The organism is Streptosporangium sp. NPDC004631 (genome assembly GCF_053601935.1).
Genome location: NZ_JBSGCR010000003.1, coordinates 60,694 through 82,476 on the forward strand (window position 1 = coordinate 60,694; position 21,783 = coordinate 82,476).

21 protein-coding genes are annotated in these 21,783 nt (G+C 70.4%); 6 read left to right on the forward strand and 15 right to left on the reverse strand.

Annotated elements, in window-relative coordinates:
- Nucleotides 1-206: 206 nt before the first annotated feature.
- The 4 genes from trmD to rpsP all read right to left on the reverse strand — a co-directional run bounded on the left by trmD (nt 207) and on the right by rpsP (nt 2,402).
- Nucleotides 207-974, reverse strand: coding sequence for a tRNA (guanosine(37)-N1)-methyltransferase TrmD (gene trmD / locus ACWEF2_RS03615; RefSeq protein WP_453811545.1), 768 nt, complete (start codon nt 972-974; stop codon nt 207-209).
- Between the two features lies 1 nt (nt 975).
- Complete coding sequence (gene rimM / locus ACWEF2_RS03620; protein ID WP_355595499.1) at nt 976-1,491, reverse strand: ribosome maturation factor RimM; 516 nt, start codon at nt 1,489-1,491, stop codon at nt 976-978.
- Nucleotides 1,492-1,696: 205 nt separating this feature from the next.
- Nucleotides 1,697-1,939, reverse strand: a complete 243-nt coding sequence (locus ACWEF2_RS03625) for an RNA-binding protein (protein ID WP_355595501.1) — start codon at nt 1,937-1,939, stop codon at nt 1,697-1,699.
- Between the two features lies 1 nt (nt 1,940).
- Nucleotides 1,941-2,402, reverse strand: a complete 462-nt coding sequence (gene rpsP, locus ACWEF2_RS03630) for a 30S ribosomal protein S16 (RefSeq protein ID WP_453811548.1) — start codon at nt 2,400-2,402, stop codon at nt 1,941-1,943.
- 267 nt (nt 2,403-2,669) lie between these two features.
- Here rpsP and ACWEF2_RS03635 point away from each other — a divergent pair, with 267 nt between their 5' ends.
- Complete coding sequence (locus tag ACWEF2_RS03635; RefSeq protein WP_453811550.1) at nt 2,670-2,918, forward strand: hypothetical protein; 249 nt, start codon at nt 2,670-2,672, stop codon at nt 2,916-2,918.
- Nucleotides 2,919-3,084: 166 nt separating this feature from the next.
- Here the strand turns inward: ACWEF2_RS03635 and ffh are convergent, their stop codons facing one another.
- The 5 genes from ffh to ACWEF2_RS03660 form a co-directional block, all read right to left on the reverse strand.
- Nucleotides 3,085-4,641 carry a signal recognition particle protein gene (gene ffh, locus ACWEF2_RS03640; protein WP_453811552.1) on the reverse strand — a complete coding sequence of 519 codons (1,557 nt, stop codon included), beginning with the start codon at nt 4,639-4,641 and terminating at the stop codon, nt 3,085-3,087.
- A gap of 83 nt (nt 4,642-4,724) precedes the next feature.
- Nucleotides 4,725-5,285 (reverse strand): GTP-binding protein, encoded by a 561-nt coding sequence (locus ACWEF2_RS03645; RefSeq protein WP_453811973.1) that lies wholly within the window; start codon nt 5,283-5,285, stop codon nt 4,725-4,727.
- A 13-nt stretch (nt 5,286-5,298) separates the two neighbouring features.
- On the reverse strand, nt 5,299-5,655 hold the full coding sequence (locus ACWEF2_RS03650) for a DUF742 domain-containing protein (RefSeq protein ID WP_453811554.1): 357 nt from the start codon (nt 5,653-5,655) through the stop codon (nt 5,299-5,301).
- A gap of 126 nt (nt 5,656-5,781) precedes the next feature.
- On the reverse strand, nt 5,782-6,195 hold the full coding sequence (locus tag ACWEF2_RS03655) for a roadblock/LC7 domain-containing protein (protein ID WP_355595748.1): 414 nt from the start codon (nt 6,193-6,195) through the stop codon (nt 5,782-5,784).
- A gap of 43 nt (nt 6,196-6,238) precedes the next feature.
- A complete protein-coding gene (locus ACWEF2_RS03660) occupies nt 6,239-9,391 on the reverse strand; it encodes a nitrate- and nitrite sensing domain-containing protein (protein WP_453811556.1) in 3,153 nt (1,050 codons plus the stop codon).
- A gap of 481 nt (nt 9,392-9,872) precedes the next feature.
- On the opposite strand from ACWEF2_RS03660, the gene ACWEF2_RS03665 reads away from it, so the two are divergent.
- From ACWEF2_RS03665 to ACWEF2_RS03685, 5 genes are all read left to right on the forward strand, one after another.
- Entirely contained in the window at nt 9,873-10,853 is a 981-nt protein-coding gene (locus ACWEF2_RS03665) for an ABC transporter substrate-binding protein (RefSeq protein WP_453811558.1), read from the forward strand.
- Nucleotides 10,850-11,638, forward strand: coding sequence for an ABC transporter permease (locus ACWEF2_RS03670; protein ID WP_453811560.1), 789 nt, complete (start codon nt 10,850-10,852; stop codon nt 11,636-11,638). Before ACWEF2_RS03665 ends, ACWEF2_RS03670 begins: the two co-directional genes overlap by 4 nt.
- Nucleotides 11,638-12,429: an ABC transporter permease gene (locus tag ACWEF2_RS03675; protein ID WP_453811562.1), complete on the forward strand. Its 792-nt coding sequence runs from the start codon at nt 11,638-11,640 to the stop codon at nt 12,427-12,429. The genes ACWEF2_RS03670 and ACWEF2_RS03675 overlap by 1 nt, the downstream gene beginning before the upstream one ends.
- Nucleotides 12,430-12,438: 9 nt before the next feature.
- Nucleotides 12,439-13,221 carry an ABC transporter ATP-binding protein gene (locus ACWEF2_RS03680; RefSeq protein WP_453811564.1) on the forward strand — a complete coding sequence of 261 codons (783 nt, stop codon included), beginning with the start codon at nt 12,439-12,441 and terminating at the stop codon, nt 13,219-13,221.
- Between the two features lie 73 nt (nt 13,222-13,294).
- The gene (locus ACWEF2_RS03685) at nt 13,295-14,299 is read left to right on the forward strand and encodes a methyltransferase (protein WP_453811565.1); all 1,005 of its coding nucleotides are present in this window, start codon (nt 13,295-13,297) and stop codon (nt 14,297-14,299) included.
- Nucleotides 14,300-14,400: 101 nt separating this feature from the next.
- On the opposite strand, the gene ACWEF2_RS03690 is transcribed toward ACWEF2_RS03685, so the two are convergent.
- The 6 genes from ACWEF2_RS03690 to ACWEF2_RS03715 form a co-directional block, all read right to left on the reverse strand.
- Complete coding sequence (locus tag ACWEF2_RS03690) at nt 14,401-15,642, reverse strand: flavin-dependent oxidoreductase (protein ID WP_453811567.1); 1,242 nt, start codon at nt 15,640-15,642, stop codon at nt 14,401-14,403.
- Between the two features lie 289 nt (nt 15,643-15,931).
- Nucleotides 15,932-16,471 (reverse strand): GTP-binding protein, encoded by a 540-nt coding sequence (locus ACWEF2_RS03695; protein ID WP_453811569.1) that lies wholly within the window; start codon nt 16,469-16,471, stop codon nt 15,932-15,934.
- Between the two features lie 7 nt (nt 16,472-16,478).
- Complete coding sequence (locus ACWEF2_RS03700; protein WP_453811570.1) at nt 16,479-16,880, reverse strand: DUF742 domain-containing protein; 402 nt, start codon at nt 16,878-16,880, stop codon at nt 16,479-16,481.
- Between the two features lie 9 nt (nt 16,881-16,889).
- Complete coding sequence (locus ACWEF2_RS03705; RefSeq protein WP_355595531.1) at nt 16,890-17,312, reverse strand: roadblock/LC7 domain-containing protein; 423 nt, start codon at nt 17,310-17,312, stop codon at nt 16,890-16,892.
- Nucleotides 17,309-20,173 (reverse strand): sensor histidine kinase, encoded by a 2,865-nt coding sequence (locus ACWEF2_RS03710; RefSeq protein WP_453811572.1) that lies wholly within the window; start codon nt 20,171-20,173, stop codon nt 17,309-17,311. The genes ACWEF2_RS03705 and ACWEF2_RS03710 overlap by 4 nt, the downstream gene beginning before the upstream one ends.
- Nucleotides 20,174-20,369: 196 nt before the next feature.
- Nucleotides 20,370-21,776, reverse strand: coding sequence for an aldehyde dehydrogenase family protein (locus tag ACWEF2_RS03715; protein WP_453811573.1), 1,407 nt, complete (start codon nt 21,774-21,776; stop codon nt 20,370-20,372).
- Between the last annotated feature and the right edge of the window lie 7 nt (nt 21,777-21,783).

A 21,783-nucleotide genomic window follows, 5' to 3' on the forward strand; every position in this document is an offset into this window, starting at 1 on the left:
GACACACATGCTGAAGTGGATGTGTCTTGACGTCGGGCCCGTCTGCCCGGCGGCGCGCGCCAACCCGTGGACAGTAAGCGGCAACGCTTCAGTCTGCCATATTTTCACGACCGACCGGAAATCAGCGGGTCAGGGCACGCGGGCCTGCCGTTCCGGAGGCGGGGAGGGAGCGCGGGGAGGTTCCGGGGAACCGGCCGGGCCGGAGATCAGACGGGGAGGTCGGGTTCGGCCAGGACCTGCCGATCGTGGAGGTCCAGGCTCTCCGGGTCGAGCGCGGCCAGCAGTTCGGCGCGGTTCTTCGCGGTACGGCGGAGCGCCTGGTCCCGCCGCCACCGGGCGATCCTGCCGTGGTGCCCGGAGAGCAGGATCTCCGGGACCTCGTGCCCCCGCCACTCGGGCGGCTTGGTGTAGACCGGACCTTCGAGGAGGTTCTCCATCGCCCCCGGCGCGAACGAGTCGTCCACGGCCGAGCGGGCGTTGCCGAGCACCCCGGGCAGCAGCCGCCCGACGGCCTCGACCATCACCAGCACGGCCACCTCTCCCCCGGCCAGCACGTAGTCACCGATGCTGACCTCGTCCACCCGCGTCCGCGTGCCGTACTCGGCCATGACCCGGGAGTCGATGCCCTCGTAGCGGGCGGGCGTGAACAGCAGCCAGGGCTCGGCGGCGTACTCCATGGCCAGCCTCTGGGTGAAGGGCACTCCGCTCGGGGTCGGCACGACGATCCTGGGCGGGGCGCCCTGCCCGGTCGCGAGGACGGCGTCGATGGCCTCACCCCACGGGCCGGGCTTCATGACCATGCCGGGGCCGCCGCCGTAGGGGGTGTCGTCCACGGTGCGGTGCACGTCGTGAGCCCAGTCGCGGAGCTGGTGGAGACGGACGTCCAGGGTGCCCCGCTCGCGCGCCTTGCCGATGAGGGAGACGTCGAGCGGGGCGAAGTACTCGGGGAAGATCGAGATGATGTCGACGCGCATGTCAGACGGCCGTGTCCGGGTCGAGCAGGCCGGCCGGCGCGTCCACCACGAGGGTGCCCCCGTCCAGGTCGATCACGGGGACCAGCGCCTTGACGAACGGCACGTACGCCTCACCCGCGGGGCGCCGTACCACGAGCAGGTCCTGGCCGTGGTGGAGCACGTCGGACACCTCGCCGACCCGCTCGCCCTCGGGGGTGAGGACCGTCAGGCCGATGAGCTGGTGGTCGTAGAACTCGTCGGGGTCCTCGGGCGGCGGAATGTCCGCCGAGTCGATGACGAGCATGACGCCGCGGAGCGCCTCGGCGCGGTCGCGGTCGTCGACGCCCTCGAACCTGACCAGCAGGACACCGGAGTGCCACCGCCGGGAACCGACGACGAGCGGACCGGCGGACGCGGGGTTGGTGGCGAGGGCCGACCCCGGAGTGAAGCGCTCCTCCGGGTCATCGGTGCGGACCTCCACGGACACATCGCCGCGGAGTCCGTGCGGGCGGCCGATCCGGCCTACGACAAGCTGCACGTCCGCCTCCCAGGGTGGTCGTGGGGTGGAAGGCGAACGGGTCACCCACCGTGGGTGGGTGACCCGTTCACTCGATGGATCTCGTGTCGGCTCGGCCCTGCCCGTTGGATCCTCTACCCGCCGCGTCGCCACGGCGAGATCCACGGGAGGGGCCTGGGCCGTGTCGCGCGGACCCCCGTCAGAACGAAGATCCACACAATACGGCCTAGCGGGCCTCGTTCAGGTCGAGCAGATCGACCCGGACGTACTTGCCGTCGCCCAGAGCGTTCACCACGGTGCGGAGCGCTTTGGCCGTACGGCCTCCACGGCCGATGACCTTGCCGAGGTCCTCGGGGTGGACCCGGACCTCAAGCACACGTCCGCTGCGGATGCGGCGAGCGTGAACCTGGACCTCGTCGGGGTATTCGACGATGCCCTTCACCAGGTGCTCGAGGGCCTCCTCAAGCACCTCAGGCCTCGCCTTCCGGCTTCTCCTCCGCGACCGACTCGGCCGGCGTCTCGGCGACGGGTTCCTCGACCTTCACGGCCTTCTTGGCCGACTTCTTCGGCGTGGTGGCGGCGCTCTCCAGAGAGAGCGTCTCCTTGGCCGCGGCCTCGTAGACGGCGTGCCGGTCGGCCTTGGGCTCGGCGACCAGCAGCGGAGCGGGGGCGGGCTCGCCCTTGAACTTCTGCCAGTCACCGGTGAGCTTGAGGAGCTTCAGCACGGGCCCGGTCGGCTGCGCGCCGACGCCCAGCCAGTAGGCCGCCCGCTCGGAGTCGACCTCGATGCGCGAGGGGTGCTCCTTCGGGTGGTACAGGCCGATCTCCTCGATCGCCCGGCCGTCACGCTTGGTGCGGCTGTCGGCGATGACGATGCGGTACTGCGGGTTGCGGATCATGCCGAGCCGCTTGAGCTTGATCTTGACTGCCACTGGTGTGGTCTCTCCTGCATTAGAGCGTGGGTGAACGGCATCTCATCGAGTGGGGCACGAGGAGAGGACGCCCAAGGGACAGGCGCGGTACGCGGGGGTGAGAGGGCACCCACGTAGTCACGATGTTCCAACATGTCATTGTGCCAGACTCACGGGGGTGCCCGGCCGTCGAGCACCCATCCCGTACGGCCGGCGGAGGGCAAATCTCGGTAATTCCCGTGTGTCCGGCACGCCAGGCGGCTTCCCCTGCTGCGCTAATTGGCCGCCGTGGCAACCACCCTGAGATCCCTGCTGCCGACCGCGATCGGATCCCTCGCGGTGCTGGGCATCGCGCTCACCCTGAGAACGGCCTCGGCCACCGGCGAACTCGCGCCGCCCCCGGAGGCCGGTGCGTGCGACGGCGGCGCACTCTGGCGTCCGGCGGTCCCCACCGAGGGCGCCGGGGGCCCCGACGGCATGGCGGCGCTGCTGAGAATGCTGGTCCAGCCGTCCGGCTGCTCACCGCCACCGCGCTGACGCCGACGGCCTCCGCAGCACGGCGACGGGGGCGGCGGATCCTCCCGCCGCCCCCGTGAGTGCTACTTGGGCCGTACCCCCAGCAGTTCCAGCACCGCCACGGTGATGAAGCCCACCATGATGATCAACCAGATCCAGCGGGCCCGTCCGTGGAATCCGCCGTCATTCACTTCTGTCCGGGGAGCTTGAATTTCGAGGGGTCGAAGCCCGGCGGCAGCTCCAGGCCGGGCGGGAGCTGACCGGCCCCCAGTCTGCCGAGGGCGCCGCCCGCGCTCGGGGAGTCGTCCGAGGCCGCCGTACCGGAGGCGCCCTTGGCGAGTGACGCCTTCCGCGGGTCCCCGCTGACCCTGCGCCCCTTGGCTGCCTTCTTCTGCGCGGCCTTGCCCGCCTTGCGCCCGCCGGGCATGCCGGGGATGCCCATCCCGCCGGCCATGCGCTTCATCATCTTCTGCGCGTCGAAGAAGCGGATGACCAGGCTGTTGACCTCGGTCACCGTCACGCCGGACCCCTTGGCGATGCGGGCCCTGCGAGAACCGTCGATCATCTTGGGGTTCTGGCGCTCGCCCGGGGTCATGGAGCGGATGATGGCGGCGACACGGTCCAGGTCACGGTCGTCGACCTGGTTGAGCTGGTCGCGCATCTGCCCCATGCCGGGCATCATGCCGAGCAGGTTCTTGATGGGGCCCATCTTGCGGACCATCATCATCTGCTCAAGGAAGTCTTCGAGCGTGAAGCCCTCACCCGAGGTGAGTTTGCCCGCCATCTTGGCGGCTTCCTGCTCGTCGAAGGTCTTCTGCGCCTGCTCGATCAGGGTGAGGATGTCACCCATGTCGAGGATGCGGGAGGCCATCCGATCCGGGTGGAAGGCGTCGAAGTCCTCCAGCTTCTCGCCGGTGGACGCGAACATGATCGGCTTGCCGGTGATGTGGCGGACCGACAGGGCGGCACCACCGCGGGCGTCGCCGTCGAGCTTGGTGAGCACGACGCCGTCGAAGCCGACCCCCTCCATGAACGCCTGGGCCGTGGAGACGGCATCCTGGCCGATCATGGCGTCAACGACGAACAGGACCTCGTCGGGGGAGACGGCGTCGCGGATGTCGGCGGCCTGCCTCATCAGCTCCTGGTCGATGCCCAGGCGGCCCGCGGTGTCGATGATGACGGTGTCGTGCTGCTGGCGCCGGGCGTGGTCCAGCGACTGGCGGGCCACCGCGACCGGGTCGCCGACGCCGTTGCCGGGCTCGGGGGCGTAGACCGGTACGCCCGCGCGCTCGGCCACGACCGAGAGCTGCTGGACCGCGTTGGGACGTTGCAGGTCGGCGGCGACCAGCAGCGGTGTGTGGTTCTGGTCGCGCAGCCAGCGGGCGAGCTTGCCCGCCAGGGTGGTCTTACCGGCGCCCTGGAGACCGGCGAGCATGATGACGGTCGGCGGGGTCTTGGCATGGCGGAGCCGCCGGGTCTCGCCGCCCAGGATCTCGACCAGCTCGTCATTGACGATCTTGACGACCTGCTGCGCGGGGTTCAGCGCCTGGGAGACCTCGCTCCCCCGGGCACGCTCCTTGACCTGGGCGACGAACGTCTTGACCACCGGCAGCGCGACGTCGGCCTCAAGCAGCGCGATGCGGATCTCGCGGCAGGTTGCGTCGATGTCGGCCTCGGACAGCCGACCCTTGGAACGGAGGGAGGAGAAGACCGATGTGAGCCGGTCGGAAAGCGTCTCGAACACGTGATTGGCCAGCCTCTGCGCTACAGGTCTGCGACTCGACCACCCAGCCTATCCGCTGGGCGGCGCGAATTATGCCCCGGCGGTCAGCGGCCCCAGCCGGGAACGGCCATCCTCATGGTGAGGGCGTGCTCCACCAGCGTGATGAGGGTGGCCTTCACCGCGTCGCGGGAACGCGCGTCGGTCCGCGAGATCGGGATGTGCGGCGCCAGTGTCAGCGCCTCCCGTACCTCCTCCTCACCGTGCATGTAGGTCCCGTCCCAGCCGTTGACCGCCACCACGAAGGGGAGTTTGGCCTCCTCGAAGTAGTCGATCGCCGGGAAGCTGTCGGCCAGCCGCCGGGTGTCGACCAGCACGACGGCGCCGATGGCGCCGCGCACGAGGTCGTCCCACATGAACCAGAACCGGTGCTGGCCCGGCGTGCCGAACAGATACAGGATGAGATCACGGTCCAGCGAGACACGGCCGAAGTCCATCGCGACCGTGGTGGTGGTCTTGTTCGGAGTGAGGCCGAGGTCGTCGATGCCGGCGCTGGCGTCGGTCATCACCGCCTCCGTGGTCAGGGGGAGAATCTCAGACACCGCCCCCACGAAGGTGGTCTTACCAACACCGAATCCACCGGCGACGACGATCTTCGTCGATGTCAGGCCGCCGGCGCGGCTAGAGCCTGCGAAGTCCACTGAGCACCCTTTCCAGCAGGTTGAGATCCGGCTTGCCCGCGTCCAGCTGCGGCTGATGCAGCTGGAGCAGACCCTCGGCCGCCATGTCCGCCACCAGGATCCGGGTAACGCCGAGCGGGATGCGGAGCATCGCGGAGATCTCGGCGACCGAACGCACTTGCCGGCACAGGGCGCTGATCGCCTGATACTCCGGGGTGCGGGTGGATAGATCGTGGTGTACGGACGTCGCCGAGGAGACCAGGGCCTCCATGGCGAGCTGGGTCCGGGGGGCGGTCCGCCCCCCGGTCACGGCATACGGCCGGACCAGGGAGCTCTGCTCCCCGGGTACCGGTTGCATGAGATGTGCGGGATCCCCCCTATGTCGGCGGGGATCCTCCATCGACTGGTAGGGCGGCCCGCTTAACGGGCCGCTCTCACCTGGCCAGCCGCGGCCTGCCACGGCATCCTCCTATGATCATCGCCATCACCGGGGGTGGGAGGCCTGGAGTTCGGCGCGGACGGCCGGCGTGAGCACCTGGCCCGCTCGTTCGACAAGTAGGGTCATCTGGTAGGCGACCAAGCCCATGTCACAGTCGGCGGCGGCCAGTACCGCCAGGCAGGACCCGTCACTGACCGACATGATGAGCAGCAGCCCTCGCTGCATCTCCACCACCGTCTGGGTGACCGCCCCGCCCTCGAAGACCCTGGAGGCGCCCTGGGTCAGGCTGATCAGCCCGGCGGCGACCGCCGCGAGCTGGTCGGCGCGGTCCCGGGGAAATCCATCGGAAAACGCCAACGGCAGACCGTCCGCCGACACCACGACCGTGTGCGCCACGCCTGGGACGTTGTTCACAAAGTCGGTGATCAGCCAATTGACCCCCCGAGCGGCCTGGCTCATTTCGCGCACGTGTCATCCTCCTTGGCGACCATGATGAGCTCGCTCACCGGTCCTCCTTGCTCTCTTCAACGTCCCGGCCGAAGTCGGGATACGGCTGACCGTCGCCTAGCTCACCCCTGGCCGCCGCGCGGCCCTGCCGTACTCCCTGCTGGAAGCTCGACAGCCGGTTGCGCACCGCCTCCGGGGAGACGGTCGGCCGGAGGGGGGTCTGGGGTGCCGCCCCCGGGTCGGGGGCGGCCGTACCGGGCACCAGGTTCGCCTTCGGCACCCGTTTGGGCAACCCCGAGCCGGTGAGCCCGCCGAGGGTGGGCTCGCTGGCCGCCTGGGCCGCCTGCCAGCCCGCGTCCGCGGGCGAGGACCAGGCGTCGGAGACCGGATACGCCGGGGAAGGTTCAGCCTCGGCGGCCCCGGTGTCCGCGGCGCCCATGGTCTCCCTGGCGGGTTCCTCGTCCGGGGCGGAGGCGTCGACCTTCTTGAACCAGTCGGACTCGACCGCGGCGAAGATCGGCAGGAACTCCTCCTTCGCCTCCTCCATGGGAGAGGGGTCGGAGACCACCGGCAGCGGGCCGGTGCTGTCCGCGATGTCGAATCCCCGGCTCTCGAAGGGGCCCCTGCCGTCGGTGGACGGCCATCCCGCGGCGTCCCCGTCGCGGGCGGGGGTGCTCGTCCAGACGCCGGAGTCCCCGCCGCGCACGGGCGCGTCGGGCCAGACCGACGTCTCCGTCTGGGAGGTGTCCGGCCAGGCCGCGGCGTCTCCGCCGCGTGCCGGCGTGCCGGACCACGGTGTCCCCGTGTCGGCCTGGGGCGTGGTCGGCCAGGCCGGACCGGCGCCGGGCGGCGGCAGGTGGTCGGGCCAGGGGGTGTCCACCGGCGCCTGACCGGCGTGGCCTCCGCCGGGGGGCTGCCGGGTTTCGAAGGAGGCGAGGTGCCGCCGCACGTCGAAGGAGTTGAAGGACTGCTGGGCGGCCTCGAACGAGGTGAACGCGGACTGCGCGGGGTCGAGCGTGGTGGGACTGGACAGCACCGCCGCCCGGTCTCCTGATTCCAGGGCCGAGGGCCAGCCACCCCCCGGAACGCCGGAATGGCCGGGAACGCCCGGCATCTGAGGTACGCCGGTAACGGAGAGCAGGTTCTCGGGGAGCAGCACCATGGCGGTCAGGCCGCCGTTGTCCTGCTGTCTGAGCTGGACCCGGATACCGTGCCGCAGGGCCAGCCGGCCGACCACGAACAGGCCCATCCGGCGGGACACCGACACGTCCACCACCGGCGGGTTGGCCAGTCGCCAGTTCGCCTGGGTGAGTTCGTCGGTGGTCATGCCGATGCCGATGTCGGTGACCGAGACCATCACGCCGCCGCCGTCGATGCGGTTGCTGGACACGACGACCTTGGTCTCCCTGGGGGAGAAGGAGATCGCGTTCTCCATCAGCTCGGCGATCAGGTGCACCACGTCGTTGACGGAGGTGCCGACCACGGACACGCCGCTGGAGAGCCTCAGGTCGACCCGCTCGTAGTTCTCGACCTCCGAGAGCGCGGCGCGGGCCACGTCGATCATCGCGACCGGCTGGCTCCACCGGCGGGCCGGTTCCTGCCCGGCGAGGACCAGGAGGTTCTCGCTGTTGCGGCGCATGCGGGTGGCCAGATGGTCGAGCCGGAACAGGCTGCCCAGCCGGTTCTCGTCCTGCTCGCCCTGCTCCAGGTTCTCGATCAGCGACAGCTGGCGTTCCACCAGCGTCTGACTGCGCCGGGAGAGGTTGACGAACATCGCGTTGACGTTGCTCCGCAGCGTGGCCTCCTGGCCCGCCAGCCGGACGGCCTCGCGGTGGACCTCGTCGAAGGCCCTGGCCACCTCGCCGATCTCGTCGTCGGAGACCACTCCGATCGGGGCGACCTCGGCGTCCGCGCCCTCACCGGCCTCCCGCATGTTCTGCACGATCTCGGGGAGGCGATGCCCGGCGATGGACAGCGCCTCGGTGCGGAGCCTGCGCAGCGGGCTGACCAGCGACCGCGCCATGATCGCGGTGACGATCAGGACCAGGAGGAGGAGCAGCATGCTCAGCCCCGCGGTGATCAGCGCGCCGCGCTGCTCGGACTCCTGGAGGGCGCGGCTCTGCTCGATCAGGGTGTCGGCGATCTGCTTCTCCACCGCGCGCATCCGGTCGACGGCGTCCGAGGAGGCGTCGAACCAGCTCGTCTGGTCACCGGCCCCGCTCCCCGAGGCGTCGACCCGGATGAGCGGCTGACCGTTGAGGGCGAGGACGAGGGAGCGGGCGCGGATGGACTCCGCCCGGTCCTTCTTCTGGCTGCTCACGGTGTCGTCGTAGAGCTGGCGCTGGGTGATCGAGGCCTCGGCGCGGAACGCGGCCAGCTCGCTGTCGCGCTGCGCCCTGGCGGCCAGGAGGGCGTTCAGCCCCTCGGGGGTGAAGCTCCTGGCGGCGAGGCCGACTGCGAGGTAGGCCCGCTCCCTGGACGCCTGCTCCTTGGCCCTGGTGAGCGCGCCGAACGCGGTGGCGCTACCGGCGAGGGTCTGGTCGGCGACGCTCTGGAACTCGTCGTGCAGGGCCAGCAGGTCGGAGATGGTCCCGGTGTACATGCTGATCGTGGACAGCGCGGGGAACTGGGTGTTGATCGCCGTCTTGCGCACGCTCGCGAGCTCGTCGAGGCGGTCGCGTACCTGGTCGAGCTCGGCCTTGCCCTGTTCGCCGAGGCTCTCCACGGCGTCGCCCGCCGTGATGATGTCGATGCGGTCGCGCACGCCCTTGACCAGCTGGTCGACGGTTCTGTACTGCTCCTGCAGCTTGGCCCGTCCGGTGCCGCCACGCCCCTGGGCGACGAATCTGGCCGACAGGTCGCGCTCGGTCTCCATGTGGTGGGCCAGCTCGCTGAGCGCCGCGGTGAGCTCGGCGCTGGTGTGCGCGCGTTCGTACTCGGCGGCGGTGTTGATCGAGGCGGTCACCCTCAGGCCGCCCAGGACGATCGCGGCCGCGGTGGGGATGACGATCAGCGCGACGAGTCGCGATCGTACCCGCCAGTTCTTGAGTGCGAGCTTACCGCCGCTCCTGCGGGAACCCCCCTTACGGGATCCGCGCCCTCCGGGGGCCGGGGGCCGGCCGCTCCGCGGCGGCCCCCCCTCGGCGCCGAATGCCGGGGCGGGTACCGACCCGGTTTCGCGTTCGCCGGGGATTGAAGCTGTCCTCACTGGCCTCCGCTGCCTCTCCTCGGATCGTCTGCTTGGAGGGGATCGCGTCACGCAACAGGGGCAAGTGACGCCGACGCATCCATGGGGTAGGGGTTATTGGAGCACAGCCGGATGACTTCAGCCAACCGCACATAACTCGCTTTCCAGACGCAACCGACACACGGCATCTGCAACCGGACAGTTCCCCTCTAAGTCAGTACGCAAACTTTCACAAAGCTATGAAACACCTTTCTTGACAGCCAAGAGTGAGAGCACTAGACAAAATTGGATCACCACTTCGGGGGCGCGGGGGAACTAAGCCCGATTGTGACCATTTTGAGCCCTTAGGTCGATAATTGTAATTTGACCGATCCGCTCCGCTACTCTGATCCGCGATCAGCACACCCCCCTTTGGTCACGTTCCTTCCGGGACTTTCTCCGTTTCGCTTGACAACTCCAGCGAGTTCCGGCAGGGGCGGTCAAACGCAGCTAAGGAGACCCTGTGAGGTTCAGACTTGCGAGCCGGGCGGTCATCGCGGGACTCACCGCGATGCTGGCGCTCAGCGCCTGCGGCGGTTCCGGCACCAAGGCCGAGACCACCGGCGCGAGCGGACTTGAGAAGAGCAAGATCGCTGTCGGCGCGCTGCCCATCCCCGACTCGGCCTCGCTCTACATCGCCAACAAGAGGGGCTTCTTCAAGGAAGAGGGCCTGACGGTGGACATCCAGATGGTCCAGGGTGGCGCGCAGGCGCAGCAGAGCCTCCTGGGCGGCTCCCTGGACGCCACGCAGACCAACTATGTCTCGACCTTCCTCGCCCAGGCGGCCGGGAACAAGTTGAAGATCATTGCCGACCTCTACCAGGCGGCTCCGAACGCCTTCGTCATCATGGTCGCCAAGAACTCCTCGATCAAGACGCCCGCCGACCTGAAGGGCAAGAAGATCGCGGTCAACAGCCTCAAGAACATCGGGACCCTGTCGATCACCTCGGTGCTGAAGACCCACGGGCTCACCGACAAGGACGTCCAGTTCGTGGAGTTCCCCTTCCCCGACATGGCGGGCAAGCTTGAGCAGGGCGTGGTCGACGCCGCCTGGATGCCCGAGCCGCACCTGACCGCCGTCCAGAAGAACATCGGCGCCCAGAAGCTCGCCGACACCATGACCGCCGCCACCTCCGACTTCCCCATCGCCGGAGTGGTCGTCACCGAGGAGTTCGCGAGCAGGAACCCCAAGACGGTCGCCGCCATGCAGCGCGCGCTCGCCAAGGGCCAGGAGATCGCCGCCACCGACCGCAAGGCCGTGGAGGAGATCCTGCCGACCTACACCAAGATCGACGCCGCCACCGCGGCCGTCATCACGCTCGGCGGCTTCCCCACCAGCCTCGACCAGACCCGCCTGCAGCGGGTGGTCGACCTGATGGTGGAGCAGGGTTACCTGTCGGAGAAGATCGACGTCAAGGCCATGCTGCCCGGAACCTCCGGGTGATCGTGAGAGGACTGCTCGGCAGCAGACTGTTCTGCGGCGCCCTCGGCGCCGCGGGGCTGTTCTGCCTCCTGGAGACGCTGGGCCGTACCGGGGTGATCAGCCCGACCGTGTTCCCCCTCGCCTCGACCGTGCTCACCCGCGCGGCGGGGCTCGCCGCCGACCCGGACTTCCGCGCCGACGTCGTCTCGACCCTCGGCGCCTGGCTCTTCGGGCTGCTGCTCACCGTCGTGGTCGCGGTGCCCGCCGGATTCCTGCTCGGCACCCTGCCGAAGGTGGAGCGGGCGCTCCGGCCGCTGCTGGAGTTCCTCCGCCCCATCCCCTCGGTCGCGCTGATCCCGCTGGCGCTCGTGCTGTTCTCCGACAAGTTCGAGATGGAGGTCACGCTGATCGTCTACGCGGCCACCTGGCCGGTCCTGATCAACACGATGTACGGCCTCAAGGATGTCGACCCGCTTGCCAAGGAGACACTGCGCAGCTTCGGGTTCGGCCCGCTGGCCGTGCTGTGGCGGGTGTCGCTGCCCAGCACGGCGCCGTTCATCGCCACCGGCGTACGGCTGGCCGCGGCGGTCGCGCTCATCGTGGCGATCAGCGCGGAACTGCTCGCCGGCGGCTCCAGCGGCATCGGGGTCTTCCTCATCGAGGCCGGGGGCAGCGTCGAGGCGGTGGAGTACATCGTCGCCGCCGCCATCTGGGCCGGGGTCATCGGCTACGTCTCCAACGGCCTGTTCGTGCTGGCGGAGCGGCGGATGTTCCGCTGGTACGGCGCGCGGACGGAGGCGGCCTGATGGGCCGGGCCCCGCGCGCCGCGGCCCGGCTCTGGCCGGTGCCGGCGGTGCTGGTGGTGTGGGAGCTCGTCACCCGCGCCGTCGGCGACCTCTCCTTTCCCGCGCCGACCCGGATCGCCGCCGCCGTGCGCGCGATGTGGCTGTCCGGGCCGGCCGACCGGCTCTGGCTCAGCGACGCGGCGCTGGCCAACATTCCCACGAGCGTCGGCCGGCTGCTGGCCGGATGGGCGCTGGCCGGAGTCGCCGGGACCGCGCTGGGCATCGCGCTGGGCCGGTCCCCGCTGCTCTCCCGCTTCGTGGATCCGCTGGTTCAGTTCGCCCGGGCCATCCCCCCGCCGATGCTGCTGCCGTTCTTCATGGCGCTGTTCGCCATCGGGGCGCGGATGCAGATCAACGTGATCGTGTTCGGCGTCATCTGGCCGATTTTGATCAACTCCGCGGAGGGGGCACGCCACGTCGACCGCCAGCACCTGGAGACCGCCGAGGTCTTCGGGCTGTCGCGCGGACAACGCCTGCTCCGGGTCATCCTGCCCTCGGCGATGCCGAAGGTCTTCGCCGGTCTGCGGCTCAGCCTGTCCCTGGCGCTGATCCTGATGGTCATCTCCGAACTGGTGGGCAGCACCGACGGCATCGGCTTCCAGCTTCTGGACGCGCAGAGGTCTTACGACCTGCCCGGCGTGTGGGCGACGATCGTGTTACTCGGTGTCCTGGGATACGTGTTCAACTCGGCGTTCCTCGCGGCCGAACGGCGCATCCTGTCCTGGCACCGGTCCGCCAAGCAGACGACCTGAGGACCTGCTGTGCTTGAGATCTCGAATCTGACCCACACCTACGGCAGCGGGCCGGCCGCCCACCACGCGCTGGGCGGCGTCGACCTGTCGGTCGCCAAGGGCGAACTGGTGTGCATCGTCGGCCCCTCGGGGTGCGGCAAGTCCACCCTGCTGCGCTCCGTCGCCGGCCTGCTGCGGCCCGGCGGCGGCGAGGTGCTGATCGACGGCACCCCCGTCGATCAGGCACCGGACAACCTGGCCGTGGTCTTCCAGGACTACAGCCGCTCGCTGTTCCCCTGGATGTCGGTGGCCGACAACGTCTCCCTCCCGCTGCGCCGCAGAAAGCTGGACAGAAGGCGGCGCAGGGAGGCGGCGATGGAGGCCCTGGCCCAGGTCGGGCTGGGCGGAGCCGAGGGAAAGTACCCGTGGCAGCTGTCCGGAGGCATGCAGCAGCGGGTGTCCATCGCCCGCGCGCTCGCCTACCGGCCCACCCTGCTGCTGATGGACGAGCCCTTCGGCTCGGTGGACGCCCAGACCCGCGAGGACCTGGAGGACCTGACCCTGCGGGTCCGCGGCCACCACGACATGACCATCCTGCTCATCACCCACGACATCGACGAGAGCGTCTACGTCGGCGACCGCGTCGTGGTCCTGTCCAAGGCCCCGGCGAGGGTGGTGGGCGACCTGCGGGTGGACCTCCCCTGTCCGCGCGACCAGATCACCACCCGCGAGCACCCCGGCTTCGTGCACCTGCGCGCCGAGGTCGGCCGACTGGTCCGCGGCCTGCGCAACCCGTCGGCCGCCACCCCGTGATCCGCGGCGACCCCACGGGGGAGACCGGCCTTCCGGCCCGCGGAACGAGAACCGTACAACGAGAGGATTGTGAATGAGCAACCCACAGGCACCGGTCTGGGATGCGATCGGCGGGGTCTCCCGCTTCGCGGCCCTGGCGGCGATGGCCGAGCTGGGCTGCGCCGACCATCTATGGGACGGCCCCCTGAGCGTCGGCGAGCTCGCGTCACGGTGCGAGGCCGATCCCGCCGCGCTCGGCAGGGTGCTCCGCCAGCTCACCTCCATGGGCATGGTGGCGCCGACGGCCCCGGGGGTCTACCGGCTGACCGAGGCGGGGACCACACTGTGCGAGGACACGCCCGACTCGCTGCGGCCCGCCGTACGGATGATCGCCGAGGAGGGGTTCTGGTACGGCATGGGCACGGTGCCGCAGACCGTACGGGCCGGCAGGTCGGCCTTCGCCGAACGCCACGGCTCGGTGTACGGCTACCTCGGGGGCAACCCCGCCGCCCGGCGGCTGTTCGACGACTACATGGTGGCCAGGGCCCGGCCGTTCGCCGAGGCCGTGGCCTCCCGCTACGACTTCTCCGGTGTGCGCACCCTGGTGGACGTGGCCGGAGGCAAGGGACACATCCTGGCCGCGATCCTGAAGGCCCATTCAAAAGCCCGGGGAGTCCTGTTCGACCAGGAACACGTGGTCCCCGCCGCGCGGGAGTTCTTCGCCGAGGCCGGTCTTGAAGACCGGTGCAGCTGCGTCGCCGGCGACTTCTTCGTCTCGGTACCCGCGGGGGCGGACGCCTACCTGCTGGGAAGTGTGATCCACAACTGGTCCGACGAGGACGCCGTGCGGATCCTGCGCAACATCAGGGACGTCATGGCGGACGACGGCCGGGTGCTGCTGGTCGAGCTCGTCGTGCCGGACGACGACGCGCCGCACATCAGCAAGGACGTGGACATGCGGATGCTCGCCCTGTTCGGCGAGGGCATGGAGCGCAGCGTCTCCGAGTACGGCGAGCTGCTGGGCAAGGCCGGGTTCCGGCTCGGCGACCTGGTCGAGCTGCCCGGCGGGGCCGGTGTCGTCGAGGCTCTGCCGATCTGAGCGCCGGGCGGCCCCCGGCCGGGCCGGGCGTCAGGGCGGCCGTTGACGCGGGGGTTCCCGCGTCAACGGCCGCCGGCGTCACCGAAGGCGCGGACACCCCGTCAGGAGACGCTCCAGGAGGCGCGCTCGTTGAGGAACCTGACGTCCATGTCGGTGATCCGCCGCTGGTCGGCCGCCATCGCGGCCAGCTCGTCGGGGGTGAGCACCTTGGAGATGTCGTCGAAACCCAGCGGCGCGCGCTCGGCCACCAGCGCGACGGTCCGCTCCATCGGCATCTCCCGGTTGGCGAGCACGAGCGGCGTGGTGGCCGTCCTTCTCTCCTCCTCGTAGGCGGTCATCCCCTCCACCGGCCCGGACTCGGCCAGGTGGCGGGCCAGCGCCCGGGCGTCGAGCACGGCCTGCGAGCCGCCGTTGGACCCGACCGGATACATCGGGTGGGCGGCGTCGCCGAGCAGCGTCACCCGGCCCCGGCCCCACCACGGGAGCGGATCCCTGTCCACCATCGGATACTCCAGGATCCGCTCCGCGCCGGCGAGCAGCCCCGGCACGTCCAGCCAGGCGTGACTCCACCCCGCGAAGTGCGGCAGCACGTCCTCCAGCCGCCCCCGCCGTGACCAGTCCGCCGGGGGAACCGCCCCGCCCTCGGCCACCTTCACCTCGGCGACCCAGTTGATGCGGGTCCCGTCCGGCGAGACGGGGTAGGCCACGAACTTGCGCGAGTCGTTGGAACCCGCGATGGCCAGGGTCGCCCCGTCCAGGAACGGCCGGCTGCCGGTGATGCCACGCCACATCCGCACCCCGCCCCAGAGCAGCGGTCCCTCGTCCGGGTGGAGGCGTGCCCGCACGGTGGAGTGGACGCCGTCGGCGCCCACCAGCACGTCGGCCGCCAGCTCGACCGGCTCGCCGGTACGGGCGTCCCGCAGCGAGGCGACGATCCCGTCCGGCCCCTCGACGACGTCCTGGAAGGTGAGCCCGGTCCTGACCGCTCCGTCGCCGAGCCGCTCGCGCACCGCGTCGAAGAGCGCTATCTGCAACACGCCCCGGTGGACCGAGTACTGCGGCCAGCGATATCCGGCGCCCCTGCCCCTGGGCAGCGACAGAATCGTGCCGCCGAAACGGTCGGTGTAGATCTGGAAGCTGGTCGGAACACCGATCTCCGCGAGTTTCTCCGCCAGGCCGAGTTCGGTGAGCTCCCTGACCGCGTGGGGCTGAATGTTGATTCCCACACCGAGCGGGCGTAGCTCCGCGACCGAGTCGGCGACGACGCATTCGATTCCCGCGGCATGGAGGCTGAGGGCGGTGGTGAGACCGCCTATTCCCGCTCCGACGATCAACGCGCGCATGTTTCCTCACACTCCGGCCAGGCAATTCACGGCACCCCAGGCCGATGATCATAACTTATCGGGTTAAGTCGTAACTAAATAGGTAATTTCGGATGGGCCGGATCGCCATTCCGGAACGGGGACGCGTCCGGGGCGGTGGGCGCATGCGGAACGGGGACGCGCGCGGGACGGTGGGAGACGCGTCCGGGGCGGGGACCGCGCCCAGCCGGGAACCCGTACCCGGGGCCGGGAGAACCCCGGACGGGAGAGCCCGGCGCGGGACCCGAGGGCGGGTCCCGCGCCCCGGCCGTCAGGCCCGGAGGGTGAGGACGTGCTCCACCAGGGTGATCAGAGTCGACTTCACCGACTCACGGGACCGGGCGTCGGTCCGGACGACCGGAATGTGCGGGGAGATCGTCAGGGCCTCCCGCACCTCCGCCTCACCGTGGAAGTGCGTGCCGCCGAAGCCGTTCAGGGCCACGATGAACGGCAGTCCGGCCTCCTCGAAGTAGTCGATCGCCGGGAAGCTGTCGGCCAGCCGCCGGGTGTCGACCAGCACGATCGCGCCGATCGCGCCCTTCACCAGGTCGTCCCACATGAACCAGAAGCGATGCTGACCCGGTGTACCGAACAGGTACAGGATCAGATCGCGGTCCAGCGAGACCCGGCCGAAGTCCATGGCCACCGTGGTGGTCCGCTTGGACGGGATGTGCGAGAGGTCGTCCACCTCGGCGCTGGCCTCCGTCATCACCGCCTCCGTGGTCAGCGGCATGATCTCGGAGACCGCGCCGACGAAGGTCGTCTTGCCGACACCGAATCCCCCGGCGACAACGATCTTCGTCGAGGTCATCCCGGCGTCAGAGCCTGCGAAGCCCACTGAGCACCCTTTCCAGCAAGTTGAGATCCGGCTTTCCGGCGTCCAGGGACGGCTGATGAATCTGTACCAGGCCCTCGGCCGCCATATCCGCGATCAGGACCCGGGTCACACCCAGTGGCATGCGCAGCAGGGCTGAGAGCTCCGCCACCGAACGTACCTGCTGGGACAGCGAGATGATCGCCTGATACTCCGTGGAGAGCGTGGCCGAATCCACGCTCACGAACGTCGCCGAGGAGACCAGCGCCTCAAGTGCGAGCCGCGTCCGGGGAACCGTTCTTCCCCCGGTCACCGCGTACGGACGGATCAGACGATCCCGCCCGCTCTTGACCTGCGGCGTGAGAGGGGATTCCTCCCCCGGTCCACGCCAGCCCGGTGCGTCCATACCACCCCCCTATCGCTGAGCCGACTGCAGTTCGGCTCGGAGTGCGGGCGTGAGCGCCTGACCGGCACGCTCCGCCAGCAACGTCATCTGATAGGCCACCAGGCCCATGTCACAGTCGGGCGAGGCCAGTACGGCGAGCGCGGAGCCGTCGCTGATCGACATGGTCAGCAGCAGGCCCCGCTGCATCTCGATGACGGTCTGGACGACCGGACCGCCCTCGAAGACCCGGGAGGCGCCCTGGGTCAGGCTGATCAGACCGGCGGTGATCGCGGCGAGCTGGTCGGCGCGGTCCCTGGGGAAACTCTCCGAGTAGGCCAGTGAAAGGCCGTCGGCGGAGACGATCACCGCGTGGGCGACCCCCGGCATCTCCTTGACGAACTCGGTGATCAGCCAATTGAAGCCGCGAGCGGCCTGACTGAGTTGGTGGTTCACTGGTTCTCCCCCTCGACGGCGTTCGACCGCCGGCTCATCTCAGCGCGGCCCTGCCGTACGCCTTGCTGGAAACTGGACAGACGACTGCGCACCCGTTCCGCCGAGATCGGGGGCACCGGGGCGGCCTGTGCCGCCGGTGTCGCGGAGGCGGATCCGGGGACGAGGTTGGCCCTGGGCACCCGCTTGGGCAGACCCACTCCGGTCACCCCGCCCTCCACCGGCGTCCTGACCACCTCGGCGGCGGCCCAGCCCTGGTCGGCGGGGGTGCTCCACGGTTGCCTCCCCATGCCCGTCCGACCCGGCCGCCGGACGGGCAGGGCCGAGTGGTCCCGCACGGGCTGATCCCGCACGGGCGGCCGGAGTCCGGCCTCGTGCCCGGTGGGCTCCTCATCGGCTCCGGCCCCGCCCTCGTCTCCGAGCTCGTCTCCGGCCTCGGCCTCCGCTTCGGCGGAGCCGTTGCGGAACCAGTCGGACCCGACCGCCGCGAAGATCGGCAGGAACTCCTCCGGATCCGACTCCGTCGGTGACACCTCCACCTCGGGCAGCGCCCGGAAGTCGTCCGCCGATCCCTGAGACTGCGGCGTCCAGGGGTCGACCGGCGGGATCTCCGGCCACGACTGCGGGAACGAGGGATGCGGGGCCGACGCGGCGGGATCCGCCGCCGGGAGGGGCGGGGTGACCGGCGGCGGGCCCCCCGCCGGAGGCGACGGGGGCGCGGGGAAGGACGGCGACGGGGTCGGCGTCAGCGGGGACGACCACAGGTCCTCCAGCATGGAGGCGGACATCACCTGCGCCGACCACAGGTCGGCCACCACCGGAGCCGGGGGCCGCCCCGCTCCGGCGTCCGGCCCGGCGGGTGGGGGGGCGGAACCGCCGTGCGCGGGGAGACTCCCGAACGGGTCGTGGTTCAGCGACGCGCCGAACGGGTCGTGGCTCGGCGGGGCGGACGTGCTCCGCGCGGCCATCGCCATCTCGGGCACCAGCCGCGGCTGGTCCACCACCTCGGCCGGGAACAGGACGACGGCGCTCAGGCCGCCGAACTCCGGGCGGCGGAGCTGGACTCGGATGCCGTGGCGCAGGGCCAGGCGGCCGACCACGAACAGGCCCATCCGGCGGGAGACCGACAGGTCCACCGCCGGTGGCTCGGCCAGCCGCCGGTTGGCCTCGGCCAGTTCCTCGTCGCTCATGCCGATGCCCATGTCGGTGACCGCCAGCATGACGGCTCCCGTCTCGTTGGCGTTGCCGGTCACCGTGACCTTGGTGTCCTGCGGCGAGAAGAAGATGGCGTTCTCGACGAGCTCCGCGATCAGGTGGACGATGTCGTTGACGGCCGAACCGAGGATCGAGACGCCCGACTCGACGCGCAGGGTCACCCGTTCGTAGTTCTCCACCTCCGACAGCGAGGCGCGGACGACGTCGCTCAGCGGGATCGGCTCGCTCCACCGGCGGCTCTGCTCCTGGCCCGCGAGGACCAGCAGGTTCTCGGAGTTGCGGCGCATGCGGGTGGCCAGGTGGTCCAGCTTGAAGAGGCTGCTCAGCCGGGCGTCGTCCTGCTCGCCCTGCTCCAGGTCGTCGATGAGGTCGATCTGCCGCTCCACCAGCGACTGGGTGCGCCTGGAGAGGTTGACGAACATCGCGTTGACGTTGTTCCGCAGCCGGGCCTCGTCGCCCGCCAGCCGGATGGCCTCGCGGTGGACCTCGTCGAAGGCCCTGGCGACCTCCCCGACCTCGTCGCGGGAGACCACCCCGATGGAGGGCACCTCCACGTTCGGGGCGAGCTCGCCGGACTCCCGCAGCACGCGGACGGTCTCGGGCAGCCGGGTACCGGCCACCTCAAGCGCTTCGCTCCGCAGCCTGCGCAGCGGCCGGACCAGCGTGCCCGCCACCCAGCCGGTGATCAGCAGGATCAGGACCAGCAGGACGAGAAGCGCGGCACCGGAGATCACGGCGCTGCGCTGCTCGGAGCTCTGCAGCTCCTGGCTGCGGGTGACGACCGAGGCGGCCAGGCCTCGTTCGACGCTCCGCATGCCGTCCACGATCGCCGTGGCGGAGTCGAACCAGGTGTTGATCCCCACCCTGGGCAGGCCCAGGCCCTCGCGCATGCGTGACATGACCAGGGCGCGCATGGCGTCGGCCCGGTCGGCCTTCTGCCCGCCGAGCACGTCACGGAGGCGCTTGACGTCGGCGGGGGAGGCGGTCGCCTGGAAGGCGGCCTGCTCGCTCAGCTGGCTCTTGTACGCGCCCAGGTAGTCGGCGGGGTCGTCGAAGTCGAAACGGCCCTCGATCCGGCCGACGAGCAGGATGCCCCGCTGCCGGGCGACCTGCTCCTTGGCCCTGGTCAGCGCGCCCAGCGCGAGCGCGTCACCGGTGAGGCGGTCGTCGCCGCCGCTCCGGCCGAGGTCGTCGTGGAGGGTGATGAGGTCGGCGATCATCCGCGAGTACATGCCGAGGGAGGCGCGCGGGAGCACACCGCCCTCGGTGAGGGGTTTGCGCAGGCCGGGCAGGCCGTCCAGCCAGTTGCGGATCTGGGCGGTCTCGGTGCCGACGCGACTCGGCTGCCCGTCTTCGAGCTCCTCGATGGAGGTCGTCACCTTCGCACGGATCCGGTCGACGCTCTCGCGCTGCTGGGTGACCTTGGCGAGCCGGGCCGGGCTGCGCCCCTCGGCGATGTACCAGGCGGTGAGGTCGCGTTCCTCGGCGATCTCGTGGGAGAGCGTGCCGAGCCGCTCGACGAGCGAGGCGACCTCGGCCGTCCTGCGGTACTCCGCGGCACGGGTGAGCGAACTGGTGAGCTGGAGCCCGGTCAGCACCACCGCCGCCGCCGTGGGGAGCAGGATGAGCGCGACCAGACGAGGACGCACCCGCCAGTTCGAAGGCAGGAGCCGGCTGCCCACCGCTGACGCGCGGTGACCCCGACGGTCTTGTTTCTTCACTGGCCTTGACAACCCCTCGCCGGTTTTGGATACGGCGGTAGCAATTTGAGCACATCCTTATATGGCACTTCGAATGGAGTATGTACCGACATATCACCATAAAAGGGATATTCAGCATCAAAGGTCAGGCGGGCCGAAACGACTCCCTGGCCTCGGGAGCCTGGTGTTTGATCATCAAATGACGCGTCACCGAGTACTCCTGGACCGCCTCCTGGCTCATGTCCTTGCCGAAACCACTCCCCTTGACCCCGCCGTGCGGCGCCTCGGACGCGATGGGCAGATGGTCGTTCACCCAGGTCACGCCCACGTCGAGCCGGTGGGAGACGCGCAGCGCCCGTGCCACGTCGGTGGACCAGACCGAGGAGGCCAGGCCGTAGGGGGTGTCGTTGGCCAGCCGGACCGCCTCGTCCTCACCGTCGAACGGCAGAGCCACAAGAACCGGACCAAAAAGCTCACTTTGCACGATTTCGCTCTCCTGGCGGGCGCCGGCGACCAGGGTCGGCGGGTAGTAGAAGCCGGGACCGTCGAGCGGGGAGCCGCCGCAGAGCACCGAGGCTCCGGCCGCGACCGACCGCTCGACGGAGCCGTGCACGCGGGCCCGGTGCTCCGCGGAGATCAGCGGGCCGATGTCGGTGGCCGGGTCCCAGGGGTCGCCCACCGTGATCCGCTCCAGCGTCGCGCGCAGCGCCTCGACGGCCTCGCCGTACACGTCACGGGAGATGTAGACGCGGGTCGCCGCGGTGCAGTCCTGGCCCGTGTTGTAGGTCGCGCCCATCGCCACGCCCCTGGCCATCTCGGCCAGGTTCGCGTCGGCGAAGACCAGGGCCGGCGCCTTGCCGCCGAGCTCCAGGTGGACCCGCTTCAGCGAGCCCGCGGCCCCGCGCATGACGGCGCGGCCGGTCTCGGTGGAGCCGGTGACGCTCACCATGTCCACCCCGGGGTCGGTGACCAGGGCCTCCCCCACCTCGGCGTCACCGAGGACGACCTGGAGCAGCCCCTCCGGCGCCCCGGCCCCGGCGAACAGCTCGGCCAGCCGTAGCGTGGTGCCCGGTGTCTGGGGCGCGGGCTTGATGACCGTCGCGTTGCCCGCGGCCAGCGCGGGGCCGAGCTTCCAGACGGCCATCACCAGCGGGAAGTTCCACGGGGCGATCGAGCCGACCACTCCGACCGGACGGCGGACCAGCACCGAGGTGTAGCCCGAGCTGAGCACCCCGGCACCGGTGCCCTCCAGCGAGCGGGCCGCCCCGGCGAAGAAGCGGAGGTTGTCGGCCGCGAAGGGCAGCTCGCCGTCGCGGAACACCGCCGCCGGCTTGCCGGTCTCGGCCACCTCCAGCCGGGTGAGCTCCTCGGCGTCGGCCTCGACGAGGTCGGCGAAGCGGAGCAGCACCCTGGCCCGCTCGGCCGCGGTGGCCCCGCTCCACTCCTCCTGCGCCACCCGTGCCCGCCGTACGGCGTCCGCCACCTCCCCCACAGGGGTGTCGGGCACCTCCGGCAGGAGCCCGCCGTCGGCCGGATTGATCAACTTGCCCATGGAGCAT